Origin of the sequence: Methanoregula sp., from assembly GCF_028712425.1 — an archaeon.
Classification (GTDB): Archaea; Halobacteriota; Methanomicrobia; order Methanomicrobiales; family Methanospirillaceae; genus Methanoregula.
Genome location: NZ_JAQTQD010000019.1, coordinates 1 through 13710, shown reverse-complemented (window position 1 = coordinate 13710; position 13710 = coordinate 1). Strand labels below are relative to the sequence as shown.

The window sequence follows — 13710 nt, the reverse complement described above, 5'->3', positions numbered from 1 at the left end:
TTCACCACCCTCCCGCCGCGTGCGGGGAGATCCAGAGCAGCAGAAGTACTGCAGAACACCCTGCGCAGATCAGGAAATATCCGGCAATCCCCGGCGCCGGTATCTTCGTGTGGGCGGATAATGACCCGTTATACCCCCGTGCCGCCATCGCTTTCTCAACGCGTTCCGCACGCTCGAAGGAACGGATGAAGACAAGGCCGAAGATACCGGCAAAGAGGCGCCCCTGGACCCGGATGGACCGGATGAGCCCCCCGCCCCGCGAGCGGACTGCCTTTAAGAGGGATGCGGCCATGGCAAGGGTCAGGAAGAGGAACCTGTAGGCAAGGAGGAAGACCTGGTCGAGCGGTGACGGGAAGATGCGGGAGACCATGGCCGAGAAGTGGGCATACTTCGTTGTCATGAGGAAGAAGAGCGAAAACGTGACCGAGATGAGCGCCTTCAATAGCAGGGTGACGACGAGGAGAACGCCCTGGTCGGTAAGCGTGAGAACAAATCCGCCGAGGGGGATGGAGATGAGCGCGATGCCAGGCTCTGTCCATGCCAGGATCCCCACAAGCGAGAGAACGAAGATCACGGGCATGGCATACCAGGCAATAATCTTTCTCATGGGGAGTCCGGCAGCAAAGCAGGATACGAGAATGCCGATATATATGGCAGAAAGGACGAGGAGGTTCGCCGTGAGGGTGATTACAAGGACGACCAGGATGAGCAGGATGAGCTTGGTCCAGGGACTTGCCCGTGAGAAGACCGAATCCTGCCGCTCGGCGCAGCTGGTGATGAGGTCGAGGTCCGGGATATGCTCCGATATCATGGACGGGCTCATGAGCGCACGCTCCCTTTCTTCCCGTGTTCATGCCCTGCATTGTCAGCCATGCACCCGTCGTCATGGGTGATCTCCCCGCAGGCGCCCTGCTGCGGGTGGCCCATGGCCCGGCACATGGTGTCGATGGCATTACGGGAGATGAAACTCTCGAACCGGGAGACTTCCCGGCAGGCATCCTCGCAGGAGAGCCCGTTCCTGACAAGGAGAAGGCTCAGGATACGGTGACGCTTCACTAAAAATCCCGCGTACTTCTTTCCCTCATCGGTGAGGCTGACGCCATAGTAAGGCGTATGGTGCAGGTATCCCGTCTCCGCCAGTTCCCCGATAATCTTGGTTATTGTCGAGGGATCAACGCCGAAGTGGGCGGCGATCTCCGTTGTCCGCACACTGCCGCCCCGTTCCGAAAGAAAGCGGAGAAACGCGACCTTCCGTGGCGCCAGTTCGAGCCCGTCGACCGGTGTCATCTATTGTTGGTTATCGGTGATCGCGGATAAAGTTTGGGGGAATACCAAAATTTCCTGCGAGCGCCCTGTCGCCGGTTCCTGCGGCACTTCTGGTGTCATGGATATGATCAGGAACCGGAAAGGAGTCGTTTTATAGCCCGGGCATGAACATTTCTTATCTTCGATACAGACAGTTACCCGGGGAGTTTTTGAGAATGGACGATATCGAGAAGGGATTTGAAGCCCTCATGCAGAAGATTGACGCACTGCAGGAGAACGAGAAGGCGCTCGCGGGGAAGGTGAAGGAGAACGAGGCGCGGCTCTTAAAAAAGATGGCAGCGTCGGCGGTGCCGGTCGTGAAACAGGTCGGCCTCAATATGCTCAGGAGGGGCAAGCAGGACACCAAGGGAGAGATCTACGACCCGCAGTACTATCCCCAGAAGATGATTGTCCTCGGGAAGTCGGAACAGCCCTCCGCGTTCCGCCCCGACAATCCCTCGATGCCCGTTGTCGACCAGTTCTGTGTCCTCTCGGAGGACGGGGATTTCTTTGAACTGATGTACAGTTTTGACGGATTTTTAACAGACTCCTGTCTCAATCCCGTTACTCCGCAGAAGGCGCTGGAGCTTTACGGGTATGATGTCATGTTCATGCTCTACCGCGCAATGCACGACTATCTCAAGAACGAGGAGGCCCTTCTTGCCTCGCTGGAGGTTGTCATCGGGTACGTGTTCGGGAAGAAACAGCAGGAATGATCCTGCGCCCCCCCTTTTTTCATTCTTATGAAAAAGACCGACAGGTCTCGTTGCTGTAAAGGTATGGTAAAAACAGCAAAAACAATGAAAATGCGATGGGCCCGATGAGATTCGAACTCATGACCTCCCGGTTATCAGCCGGGCGCACCACCTGGCTATGCTACGGGCCCGATAGTTGGCTGGATTTTACCCTAATTACTACTCCACCGGAGTTTTTATAGGTTGTGAATCCACAAGCGGACATAGCGGATCTCTGTAAGGGATCTTTAGATAGGGATATGTGTAAAAAGACCACGGTAATTATACGGAACTGGGATCATGGAACGGAAGTATCTCCTCGGGAATGAAGCGATAGCGCATGCATGCCTCGAAGCGGGCGTGGACTTTGTCTGCGGCTATCCCGGCACGCCGTCGTCCGAAGTGATCGATACGCTGCGGGCACAGCCGGAACGGCCGTATTACCTTGAATGGTCGGTGAACGAGAAAGTGGCGCTGGAGAACGCGCTTGCTGCGGCATGGTGCGGCGTCCGCGCCATCTGCACCATGAAGCACGTGGGCCTGAACGTTGCTGCCGATCCGCTGATGACGAGCGCCTATACCGGTGTGACCGGGGGGCTTGTTATCCTGAGCGCGGACGATCCGTTCGCCCACAGTTCCCAGAACGAGCAGGATACGCGGTGCTATGCGCACTTTGCGCGGGTGCCCTGCCTCGACCCAGCGGGAGTTCAGGAAGCGCACGACATGATCCCCCGTGCGTTTGCCCTCTCCGAGGAGTTCGGCATCCCTGTGATCTTCCGCCCCACGACGCGTATCTGCCACTCGAAGGGGGATGTTGAACTGGGCGACGCAATAAAGAGCACGCGGAAGGGTGAGTTCAAAAAGGACCCCCGCCAGTACGTTGTCATTCCGGCCCATACCCGTGTCCTCCACAAGAAACTCAACGAGAAACAACCCGCTATAAGGAAACGGCTCGTCGAACTCGGCCTGAACCGGTACGAGGTCCGCGGGAAGACCGCGATCATCGCGAGCGGTATCGGGGCTACGTTCGTGCAGGAACTCCTGTCGGATGCGGTCTCTTTCATGAAGATTGGGGCATACCCGATTGACGAGGAATGGCTCGGGGTGTTTGTCCAAAAGCACGAAAAGGTCCTGGTTATTGAAGAGCTGGCGCCGGAAGTAGAGGAGGCCGTCCGCCAGGTGGCAGGCATGGTCCCGGTCTTTGGCAAGAAGAACGGGTATGCGCCCTACGAAGGAGAGTTATCGCCGCAGGCAGTTGCGGGCATCATGGAGAAGGCCGGCTTCCTCAAAAAGAGCCCGTTTGCCGCGCCCGCGCCCGTCACGGACCTGCCGGTCCGTCCCCCGATCCTCTGCGCGGGCTGCCTTCACCGCGGGGCGTTTTACGCGATCAAGAAAGTCTTCCGCGATGCGATCTACCCAAGCGACATCGGGTGCTATACCCTTGGCCTCCAGCTGGGGGCCGTGGACACGACCATCTGCATGGGCGCGTCGATCACGAACGCGAGCGGGATTGCGCACTCGGGCGAGACCCGCGACGTGGTCTGCACCATCGGGGACTCCACGTTCCTGCACACCGGCATCCAGGGCCTGATGAACGCGGTCTACAATGGAGCGAACATGACTGTTGTCATCCTCGACAACCGGATTACGGCCATGACCGGTCACCAGCCGAACCCGAACACCGGCCTGACGGCGTGTGGCGTGGAAACCCCGGCCATCTCGCTCGATGCCATCTGCCGGGCCTGCGGTGCGACCTTTGTCGAGACCGTTGATCCCTACGATGTCACCGGGATGGTGAATGTCCTCTCCGAGGCAAAGAAGAGGAAGGGCGTCAAGGTCATCATCGCCAAGCAGATGTGCGTCATCACTGCCCGCCGTATGGGAATAAAACGCGGGCGCTACGAGGTCGATGCCGAGGCCTGCACTGGGTGCGGGACCTGCGTCCGGTTCGGCTGCCCCGCGATCGAATTCGCCGATGAGAAAGCGCGGATCAATGATCTCTGCATGGGATGTGCGGTCTGCGCCCAGCTCTGTCCTGTGGGGGCTATCTCAAAGGAGGGGAAGAAATGACCGGCAGTTACGACATCCTGATTGTCGGGATAGGCGGGCAGGGCACGATCCTTGCATCTAATATCCTCGGCGAGGCCAGCCTCATCGAGGGAAGGCAGATCAAGGGTGCGGAGACCCACGGCATGGCCCAGCGCGGCGGGTCCGTGGAGAGCCACATACGGATCGACGGCCTCTACGGCCCCCTCATCGCCCCCGGGCAGGCAGACCTCCTGATCTCGTTTGACTTCCTGGAGGCGCTGCGGTATTCCCATTACCTGAAAAAGGAGGGAACTGCGGTTGTGAGCAGGAACCTTGTCATACCGACCTCAGTCTATACCCAGAAACTCACTCCCCCGACCGAGGATGAGATTATCGCCGCACTCAAAAAACACGGCCTCTGTCTTGTCGAGGCAGATCGCATCGCAACCGAGGCGGGGAGCCCGCTCTCCCAGAACGTCGTGATGCTCGGGGCGGCCTCCCGCTGGATACCGTTAAAACCGGAGAGCCTGCTCGAAGCAGTGAAGCGGCTGGTCCCGAAAAAGATGGTCGAGATCAATGCAAAGGCCTTCCAGATGGGGCGGGACGCCGGCGGGAAGAGCTGAATGAAGAAGCCCGGCGCGTTCCGGCCGGATACCCTGTACCAGGGCGACGCGCTCGAACTTCTCCCCCGCATCCCGGATGGCACGGTCGACCTCATCGTCACCGACCCGCCGTTTGCCATCGATTTTAAGGCCCAGCGTCTGAACTACAACCGGAAGGGGGCCAATGTCCTCGAAGGCTATCGCGAGGTGCCGGAAGAAGAGTACGGTGAGTTCACGCGCCAGTGGATCGCTGAAGCGGCCCGTGTTCTCTCTCCGGCCGGCAGCATGTACATCTTTTCCGGGTGGAACCGGCTCCGGGACATTCTCGAAGGGATCGATGATGCGGGGCTCACCACCATCAACCACCTTATCTGGAAGTACCAGTTCGGTGTTTTCACGAAGAAGAAATACGTGACCAGCCACTATCACATCCTCTTCGTGGCAAAGGACCCAGAACAGTACACGTTCAACAAGATCGACCATTATCCCGAGGATGTCTGGGTGATCAACCGCGAGTACTGGAAGGGGAAGAAGAAGACGCCCACGAAGCTCCCCCGTGAACTGGTCCGGAAGATCCTGTTGTACTCAAGCAATCCGGGCGACCTCGTTCTCGACCCGTTCCTCGGCTCCGGCACAGTCGCGCTGGTGGCGAAACAGGAAGGCAGGCATTTCCTCGGGTTCGAGGTCGTTCCGGAGTATCTTGCTTTTGCCAGAAACTGCCTGGAAGAGCAATAAACTTTCGGCAGGTTTATTGACGGGCCCCGGTGCGGGAAAAATGCAGGAGGGGTACCCACCCTTCTCATTGTCCCGGGCCGGATCCGGCAGCAGGGACCCCCCCACCACATGAGGGACCCCTACCCACCCCCCCGCCAAGGGAGGGCTAGCTACCCCTCCACGTTTTTGTTTTCCGGTCTGGCTGAAAAACAGGGCTCTGTCGGTATGTTCAGGTGAACAGGTTTCGCTGCCAGTGCAATAAAGGACCCCAGCCCACCCCTCCCTCAGTGGCAGGGGTGGGTAGGGGTCTTGTCCTGCAGGTTTGAAAATGGCATGGAGGGGGGTGGGTCCTGCTGGAGGAGGGGTAGCTACCCCCCACTAAAATTTTCATGGTGGGGGGGGTCTCCCGCATACCCCCCTACCTCCCACGGCCCGGTCCAATTTCCTGTACACCTGTATTCCTCGACGTAAAGAGTATCACGCTATCCGGTCCGGTTGTCCCTTTTTCCGGTTTTTCAGCCACATGAAGGGGGGGATCCGGGATACCCCCTGTCAGGCAGGGTGGGGGTCTGATCGTTTTGAAAACGGAAGGGGAGGGGAGGTGTCCCGGATACCCCCCAACTCAAAACTGGGATGTACGCAATACTGCACGGGTCTTTTCAGAGAGGGTACCGGGAGAGGACTGCCAGTCCGGGCCCACTCAAATCTGGTAACGGGGGGTCTGTTCCGGCCAAAGGGGGGAGGGGGTCTTTCGGATACCCCCCCACCCGCATGCAGGGGGGGTCTGCACGAATTTTTTCCGGAACGCCAGGGGGGTGTCCCTGATACCCCCCTCACGCGAACCAGAAAAATAATAAAACGCTGAGGGGGGGAATTGAACCCCCGAGGCACTTTCGCACCACAGGCTTTCCAGGCCTGCGCCCTACCGCTAGACTACCTCAGCAAAAAGTGTATCCTATTTGTTAGCCGGGGCTTTTTTTAATGGTATCTCTTCTTCTGGCCCCGGTTGTCCGGTCTCCGGGCAGGTCTTCCGAAGGACTTCTTGCCGGCAGGCTTCCCCGATCTTCCCGCGGGACGCGGGGACTTCGGCTTTGCCGCTTTTTGTTTTGCCTTCTTCTCCGCTTTTGACGGGTAGACCTTGTCGGACTTTGTCCAGGCACGGGGATAGGTGCCGGGCTGCATGAAGACCGTGGTTGGCGCGATGACAAGCCCGGTGTCGCCGGGGCTGAAAGAACCCGACGGCACGAGCGCCTTTCCGAGGCAGATGAACTCCTTCTTCTCCGAGAGCACGGCAACGGTCTGGTCTTTTGCAAACTCCATCGTATTGACCACGCCCACGCCGGCAAGCGAGGCGCCGTGGCAGAGCGCATCTATTGCCCCATCGCGGACAAGCACGATTGGCAGCTCGGGGACGGCTGCATCGACAGATACAATCATCTTCTCCAACGCGGACCGGTCTCCCTCCCGTGCCGCAACAGCTGCGTCCTGCACATCGTGCAGGGTATACATCGACGATTCCGGGAACGTGCCCGAGCGGGTCCGGCGCAATTCCACCATGTGGGCGCTGACGCCCAAAGCAAACCCCATGTGGTGGCAGATCGAGCGGATATAAGTACCGGCATCGCAGTGCACCCGGAAGAGGACGAGGCGGCCTTCCACGTCGAGAATCTCCAGTTTGTGGACCTCGCGGATACGGAGGTTCCGCTTCACCGCGCTTTTCCGGGGCGGTCGCTGGTAGAGCCGGCCGGTGAACTCCTCTGCGAGTTTATCGATTCGCTCCCGGTCCACATCCCCGTGCAGCCGCATCAGGCAGACATATTCCTTGTCGTGCTGGAGCAGGAGCGGGGCAAGGCGGACGGCGTTGCCGAGCATGACCAGCAGCACGCCGGATACCTGTGGGTCGAGCGTGCCCGAGTGGCCCACCTGGCACCCCAGCATCTTTCCCACCCACGCGGCTACCTCGTGGCTAGAGGGTCCGCGAGGCTTGTCGACAACGATGATCCCGGCCTTGCTCCAGAGATGGATCGTCTCCGGACCCTCAGGCAGGTGGGGGACTTCCATATCAGATACTCCCGGTCTTTCCTAGGGATGCGTTCAAAGCAGCCAGGGAGCCTTCGAGTGAACCATCGCCGACCACGACGGGAGTCGTCCCCCCGGCACGCATGGCAGCGGCAGTGATATCGCCGATTGCCATCACAAGCAGGCCGTCCCGGGGAGTCCAGCGGGCCCTGGTATAGGACATGGCACTGGTGAAGAGGATTGCGTCTGCATCGTCAAGGGGGAGGTCCTCACCGGTCGGCTCAAGCCCGTAGCACCGGAACTCGCTGACGGTCCCCCCTGCGTTTGTTATCGCGTCAAGGAGTTTCTGGTTCGGGACATCTGCCCGGGGGATACCGATCCGCTTCCCCTTGATCCAGTCGCCCAGGTACGGCACGAAGTCCCGGGAATAGAAACTGGTGAGCGTTTCGCACTCAACATTGTATTCCCTGAGCTCGTTTGCAGTCTGGGGGCCGATTGCTATCACCCGTGCAGACGTTGAGAGGCGGGGGGCGATGATCTTCGCCGGCAGGGCGCTCGTAAAGAAGATGCAGTCGAACTCTCCTGCGGAGGCTGCATCAATGAAGGCGGCGATCTCCTTCTCACGCAGCTCTGACCTGAGCGGGTGGACGCTATAGCATTCGTGGCCGCAGGCACGGCAGCGGGAAGCGTCGCTCTTCTCTTTTCCTTTCAGGCGTGTGACTGCGATCTTCATGGCGGATTGCCTTGGTGTAGTATTCGCGGGGAGATGATGGTATGCATTTCGGTTAATTTTTATTCACAATACCATATATATATCATTGATGATTGAGATCCTGCTGGGTGTCCTCGCCGGGGTGATACTGGGGACGATAAGCGGGATCATTCCCGGTGTCCATGCAAATACCCTTGCAGGCGTCCTCGTCGGTCTCCAGGTCATTTTCCTCTCCCTGCTCGGGCCTGTTGCCCTTGCATGTGCCCTCTTTTCCGCCCTTATCACCCATACCTTTGTCGACGCAATACCCTCAACATTCCTTGGCATACCGGATGCTGATACAGCGCTTGCCGTGCTCCCGGCGCACGCGCTTTGTCTCGAGGGCAATGGCGAGGAAGCGGTGCGGATCGCGGCACTCGGGAGTGCCTGTGCGATGGTCATCGCAGTGCCCCTGTCTATTGTCTGTTTTCTTCTCCTTCCGTCACTCCAGCCCTGGTTCGACTGGTGGATCGGGATCTTACTGATAGCCGCGGTTGGGTGGATGCTGGTGACAAGCGATGCCCCCCTGTGGGGGCTTGCGATCTTCCTTGTTTCGGGAATCCTTGGCGTGTTTGCCCTCCGGTATGCCTTCCTTGGCTGGCATACCCTTGCCGGGAGCAGTGCGATCCTGATGCCGCTCCTCTGCGGCCTGTTTGGCATCTCCGTGCTCCTGACAGCATCGCAGGGGACGGTGCCGGAGCAACAGTTCCGGGGTATCCGGATACCTGACCGGATGGTGGCACGGTCATCCATCCTCGGGACAGCAGCAGGGATTGCCGTTGGATGGCTCCCGGGGCTTTCCACGGCTTCTGCAAACGGCGTGCTTGCGTCCATCATCGGGTATGACAGGGACCGGAGGGCATACCTCCTTGCCACCAATGCAGCGAACACCGCAAACGCCTTCATCGGTCTTGCCGCCCTTTTTGCGCTTGAGCGGATGAGGAATGGCGTGATAGCGGCTCTTGCCGAACTGCCCCTGCCTTCCATGGGCGATCTGATGGTAGCGGGAGTTCTGGCAGCCTGCGCTGCGTACCTCATTACTGTATGGCTCTCCCGCTCTGCCCACAGGATTGGCAGGCTTGACAACCTGCTCCTTAACCGTGTTGTGATCGCCTTCGTGGTTGGCCTGAGCATTCTCCTCACCGGCCCATTCGGCTTTCTCGTGCTCATCCTCGCAACGGCAGTCGGTCTTGTGCCGCGTTTCATAAACCTGCCGGCAGTTTATTGTATGGGATCGATCATGATTCCGGTCATATTGTGGTCGTTTGGGATTACGTGGGCCTGACGAGGGAGAACTGAAAGAACCGGTGTTTTTGTCATACCATAGTCCGCCTCTCCTCCCAAGAGTGAAAGCAGATACAATCATGAACAATCCGAGAGAGAAGAATAGAGAGAATACTCTCATGGCGACTGACCGGAACCCGCTCCTGCTCCTGCCTTACCTGGCGTTCTTTCTGCCCCTGTATATCGAAACCTCTGGCTCCAAACAGGCATTTTCTCTCCAGTGGGCCATGTTCCGGTGCCAGGTAATGGCGGGAAATGATATCCTGCTCATCCCGTTATCAAAGGAAATCCTCAGCATCCTGACCGGCCATGGGCCGGGCGAAGTGATTTCCGGTATGGTAGTATGGCTTGTCGCCACCATCTGTCTCGTCGGGGCATTTATCCTTACACTGTATGGTTTCTGGAAAACAGGTGGGAAGTTTGTTGCATGGGTGCCGGGGCTCCTCCTGATTTCAGGGGCACTTTTCCTTATGTCGGGCCTTGTCAGATACGCTGTTGCAACAGACCCGCCCGGAAAACTCTTTGTTCCTGTCGGGATATTGTTCATCTTTTTTGCTGGCTGGTGGGGATACCGGAATCTTCGAAAGGCCATGCCAGAACAAGAGACTGATGTCCCGACCAGTCCAGTCACACCCGTCAGGTTCTTCGGTGTCCCTCTCAAAGGGATCGGGTGGCAGGTACTGAAAGCCGACCTCATCATCCTGGCGTTTACCGGTCTTGTGGTCAAGCTGCTGGTGATTTCCGTTGCCCTTCCGGCACTTGAGCACATCCTCACCGCAGACATGACGCTGTATTACTGGTATGCCGAATCGATATTCCATGGTCGATTACCCTATATCAGCTTCTATGCAGAATACCCGCAATTGTTCTTTCTCCCGCTGATTATTGCATATCTCCCCCTTCTTTCCAGCCCTGACTTTACCGGGTTCCTGTTCACATTCGGGACCATGAACCTGCTGTTCGATCTTGGAACACTTGCCTGCGTCTATATTCTTGCAGCACGGTTCTTCGGCCAGACCCATGCATTCCGGGCCGGGCTCCTGTACGCAACCGCTTTTTCCACGGCATTTTTCATCCCGATCCTGTTTGACATAATACCGACGTTTTTCCTGGTATTCTCGCTCTGCTGCTTCATCCATGGGAAGGAGATGGTATCGTACCTTTCCGCAGCAACAGGAGTCCTGCTGAAATGGTTCCCGTTTGCCTGTTTTCCCGTCTTTTTCTTGTCCAACCTGAAAAACGGAAGGGACATGAAGAATTATTGGAAGGGAGTAGCCGTATCCATCCTGGCGGCAGCGGCATGCATGGTCCCGTTCGTCCTGCTCAATACGGAGAAGTTCATCGAGACATACCGCTTCCATATCGTGCGACAGCCGGAGGCCCACAGTTTTGTGTATTACCTTGATACGATCTTCTCGTTTTTCCACGTCCAGGCCCCTGCCAACCTGTTCCTCATCATCATGGTTTTTGCAGAATGTCTCCTGCTTTACTGGTATTTCCGGCACCTGGATACCTCTGAACTCACCCTGACCTGTGTCCTGTTGCTCAGCGTCCTGGTCTTTTTCCTCTGCAATAAAGTAATGGCCACGTATTACCTTGTGTGGCTGACGCCGTTCCTTGCCATATTTCTCCTGCGATCCCTGCGGCATCTTGTGCTGTTTTACGTGGTCCAGGTTGTCATGTTCCTCGAAACCCCCGCGCTGATGGGGATTGTGTATAAACCCTACTGGGATTATTCGGTGCTGGAAAATTCCCTCCCCTCAATCCCCTTTATTTTCTATACCGTGAAATTCGCCATTTTCTTTGTCCTGCTGTATGCTATTGTCCGCGATCTCCGGCATCTCCGGAACTCTCCCTCCCGCCCGGAGGGGATTGAGTAAGCCTCCGGAATCCATCCCGGGGAAATATGCGATCTTTATTGCCCCTCGCGTCCTTACTGTCCGGTATGCAGTCCTACTGGTTTGGGGATGCCGGAGACGGCAGGTGCCAGGCAGCATGCGGCGATCCCGCGGCGCTGGCGAAGCGTCTTGAGACACTCCAGGCGACAATGGACGGTTTTATTCCGCTCCGGTGGGAAGATGCAGTGGCCTGCGGCACCTGCACGGACCGGGCCGGGTATCTCTCCCTGCTCCGCGAGGTCTGTTTTCTGCGGGCAGAGCAGCGGGTACGCGAGGAATATGCGGGAAAGGACACCGAACTCCTCCAGATGGTCCGGACCCTCGACGAGATGGACGAGGTGATCAACCTGCTCTCCGAGAGGGTGGCAGAATGGAACCAGGTGCGGCACCCGACATTCTCCCGGAAGTATCGCAGGACACCGGCACATATCCAGGTCAGGCGTATCGCTGAGAAGACCAGGGGAGCACTGGGAAAAGTGGCACAGCAGGTTGACCAGCTGTCAGCGGCAAGGACCGAGCTGGCAAAGGAGGTATCGGCAAAAGCCAACCGCGTGATGCCCAATACCAGCGCTCTCATCGGGGGGCTGGTTGCGGCCCGGCTCATGGCACATGCGGGCGGTCTTCTCCCGCTCAGCCGGTTGCCGGCCAGTGCTATCCAGGTGCTCGGGGCAAGGACGGCACTCTTTTCCCACCTGAGGACACGGTCACCCCCGCCTAAGCACGGAATCATCTTCCAGCACCGCCGTGTGCACAATGCCTCCCGCGAACTCCGGGGGAAGGTTGCACGGGCGCTCGCCGGGAAACTTGCGATTGCAGCCCGGCTCGACTATTATCGCGGCGTAGCAGTCCCTGAATTCCTTGACCGTGCCCAGGAACGGATCGACCGGCTGGGAGGAAAAGAATCATGATCCGGATTGGTGAGGTGCTGGTCTCCCGTGGCGAGGGCGGGGTGTACGGGGAACGGATGCTTGCTGGTGCCCGGGTCTGGGATCCCTTCCGGAGCAAGCTTGCAGCGCTTTATTATGCAGGCACCGGGATTGAACTGGCACCGGGGATGAAAGTACTCTATCTCGGCGCCGCGAACGGGACAACCGTATCGCATGTTGCCGATTACGTTGAGGTTGTCTACGCAGTTGAGTTTGCCCCACGGCCGATGCAGGACCTGCTGGAAGTGGCACGGCGGCGGGAGAATATCGTCCCGATCATGGCCGATGCATCCCGCCCGGAACAATATGCACCCGTCATGGAGGCAGTCGACCTGCTCTACCAGGATGTTGCGCAGCCTGACCAGGCGGAAATTCTCATCAGGAACTGCGTATTCCTCAAGCCTGATGGGAAGGTGATCCTGATGCTCAAGACACGGAGCGTGGATATCCGGAAGAGCCCTGAAGAGGTATTCCGTGAAACGATTGAACGACTGGCCGCATTCGGACTTGAGGTCATCGAGAGCACCTGGCTCTCCCCCTACCACAAGGACCATGCAGCCATTGTCTGTAAAATCCCCCTCAAGGAGACGCGTGAAGTATGAACGGTATTCGTGTGCATTCTGTCGGCCCCCTCTCGATCATTGCCCTGCTGCTGCTGATCGCACTTGTTATCCTGATTATTCCGCTCCTGTTCCTTGGGCTTGTCGGGGCAGCCTTCACCCGCCTTGGCTTCTCATGGATCGCAGCGCTTGCGGTTGTTCTCCTCATGCTCATGGGAAGTCTCGTGAACATCCCCCTGTACCGGATCAAACGGGACATGGTCCGTGTCGATACCCCCGAAATGCCATTGTTCGGGACAGGAAATTCCTTTGCCCGCCAGCCCGTCTGGGAGACGGTGGTTTCGCTTAACCTTGGCGGTGCGGTGATCCCGCTTGCAGCATCGGCCTACCTCATGTATCAGGCATATGTTGTTGAAGGAAGCGGGATCCTTCAGCCAGTTTTAGCCGGTGTAATCATCGTTGCCATCATTGCCTGGCTTGCTACGCGGTATATCCCGGGCTACGGTCTTCGTGCCCCGCTCTTCATGCCCGGCCTTGTGGCAATCCTGTGCGGGCTTCTGCTCACGGGGGGAACAGGACTTTTTGCCGCGGTAACGGCCTTTGTGGCCGGGACTGCCGGGACGCTGCTGGGTGCGGGAATTGCGCAGTTACCGCGTATCCAGGACCAAGAAATACCGGAAGTCAGCATCGGCGGGAGCGGGATGTTTGGTGCAATCTTCCTTGCCTGTCTCCTGTCGGCAGTTATCGCCTGAAGGCACAATCCGCATCAACGTGAAAATCTAAAGAAAAGAAATAGCCCGGAGCAGATTCGAACTGCTGTCAGAGGATCCAGAGTCCCCTATGATTGACCGCTACACTACCGGGCTGCTTGACCCATACTTTTTGCCGC

The 13710-nt window shown here is 58.1% G+C and carries 13 protein-coding genes and 3 tRNA genes; 9 read left to right on the top strand and 7 right to left on the bottom strand.

Going from position 1 to position 13710, the window contains the following annotated elements; all coding sequences use genetic code 11:
• Position 1 precedes the first annotated feature (1 nt).
• A complete protein-coding gene (locus PHF39_RS10370; RefSeq protein WP_300223667.1) occupies positions 2–823 on the bottom strand; it encodes a CbiQ family ECF transporter T component in 822 nt (273 codons plus the stop codon).
• On the bottom strand, positions 820–1287 hold the full coding sequence (locus PHF39_RS10365) for a metal-dependent transcriptional regulator (RefSeq protein WP_300223666.1): 468 nt from the start codon (positions 1285–1287) through the stop codon (positions 820–822). Before PHF39_RS10365 ends, PHF39_RS10370 begins: the two co-directional genes overlap by 4 nt.
• A gap of 194 nt (positions 1288–1481) precedes the next feature.
• Between PHF39_RS10365 and PHF39_RS10360 the strand changes: the two genes are divergently transcribed.
• Positions 1482–2021, top strand: coding sequence for a hypothetical protein (locus PHF39_RS10360; RefSeq protein WP_300223665.1), 540 nt, complete (start codon positions 1482–1484; stop codon positions 2019–2021).
• 96 nt (positions 2022–2117) lie between these two features.
• On the opposite strand, the gene PHF39_RS10355 is transcribed toward PHF39_RS10360, so the two are convergent.
• A tRNA-Ile gene (locus tag PHF39_RS10355) sits at positions 2118–2191 on the bottom strand.
• A gap of 148 nt (positions 2192–2339) precedes the next feature.
• Here PHF39_RS10355 and iorA point away from each other — a divergent pair.
• Genes iorA through PHF39_RS10340 form a run of 3 tightly spaced genes read left to right on the top strand, consistent with a single transcriptional unit; the run spans position 2340 to position 5404 of the window.
• Entirely contained in the window at positions 2340–4109 is a 1770-nt protein-coding gene (gene iorA / locus PHF39_RS10350; RefSeq protein WP_300223664.1) for an indolepyruvate ferredoxin oxidoreductase subunit alpha, read from the top strand.
• Positions 4106–4690, top strand: coding sequence for an indolepyruvate oxidoreductase subunit beta (locus PHF39_RS10345; RefSeq protein WP_300223663.1), 585 nt, complete (start codon positions 4106–4108; stop codon positions 4688–4690). Before iorA ends, PHF39_RS10345 begins: the two co-directional genes overlap by 4 nt.
• Entirely contained in the window at positions 4691–5404 is a 714-nt protein-coding gene (locus tag PHF39_RS10340) for a site-specific DNA-methyltransferase (RefSeq protein WP_300223662.1), read from the top strand.
• 838 nt (positions 5405–6242) lie between these two features.
• Here PHF39_RS10340 and PHF39_RS10335 read toward each other — a convergent pair.
• From PHF39_RS10335 to PHF39_RS10325, 3 genes are all read right to left on the bottom strand, one after another.
• Positions 6243–6326: transfer RNA gene (locus PHF39_RS10335), tRNA-Ser, on the bottom strand.
• Between the two features lie 35 nt (positions 6327–6361).
• Entirely contained in the window at positions 6362–7444 is a 1083-nt protein-coding gene (locus PHF39_RS10330; protein WP_300223661.1) for an RNA-guided pseudouridylation complex pseudouridine synthase subunit Cbf5, read from the bottom strand.
• 1 nt (position 7445) lies between these two features.
• A complete protein-coding gene (locus PHF39_RS10325; RefSeq protein WP_300223660.1) occupies positions 7446–8135 on the bottom strand; it encodes a uroporphyrinogen-III synthase in 690 nt (229 codons plus the stop codon).
• Between the two features lie 88 nt (positions 8136–8223).
• Between PHF39_RS10325 and PHF39_RS10320 the strand changes: the two genes are divergently transcribed.
• From PHF39_RS10320 to PHF39_RS10300, 5 genes are all read left to right on the top strand, one after another.
• The gene (locus tag PHF39_RS10320; RefSeq protein WP_300223659.1) at positions 8224–9438 is read left to right on the top strand and encodes a tripartite tricarboxylate transporter permease; all 1215 of its coding nucleotides are present in this window, start codon (positions 8224–8226) and stop codon (positions 9436–9438) included.
• Between the two features lie 61 nt (positions 9439–9499).
• The gene (locus tag PHF39_RS10315) at positions 9500–11317 is read left to right on the top strand and encodes a hypothetical protein (protein ID WP_300223658.1); all 1818 of its coding nucleotides are present in this window, start codon (positions 9500–9502) and stop codon (positions 11315–11317) included.
• Positions 11318–11382: 65 nt separating this feature from the next.
• The gene (locus PHF39_RS10310; RefSeq protein WP_300223657.1) at positions 11383–12243 is read left to right on the top strand and encodes an RNA-processing protein; all 861 of its coding nucleotides are present in this window, start codon (positions 11383–11385) and stop codon (positions 12241–12243) included.
• Complete coding sequence (locus PHF39_RS10305) at positions 12240–12863, top strand: fibrillarin-like rRNA/tRNA 2'-O-methyltransferase (protein ID WP_300223655.1); 624 nt, start codon at positions 12240–12242, stop codon at positions 12861–12863. The genes PHF39_RS10310 and PHF39_RS10305 overlap by 4 nt, the downstream gene beginning before the upstream one ends.
• Positions 12860–13573, top strand: coding sequence for a DUF1614 domain-containing protein (locus tag PHF39_RS10300; protein ID WP_300223653.1), 714 nt, complete (start codon positions 12860–12862; stop codon positions 13571–13573). The genes PHF39_RS10305 and PHF39_RS10300 overlap by 4 nt, the downstream gene beginning before the upstream one ends.
• A gap of 41 nt (positions 13574–13614) precedes the next feature.
• On the opposite strand, the gene PHF39_RS10295 is transcribed toward PHF39_RS10300, so the two are convergent.
• Positions 13615–13687 (bottom strand) — tRNA-Gln (locus tag PHF39_RS10295).
• Between the last annotated feature and the right edge of the window lie 23 nt (positions 13688–13710).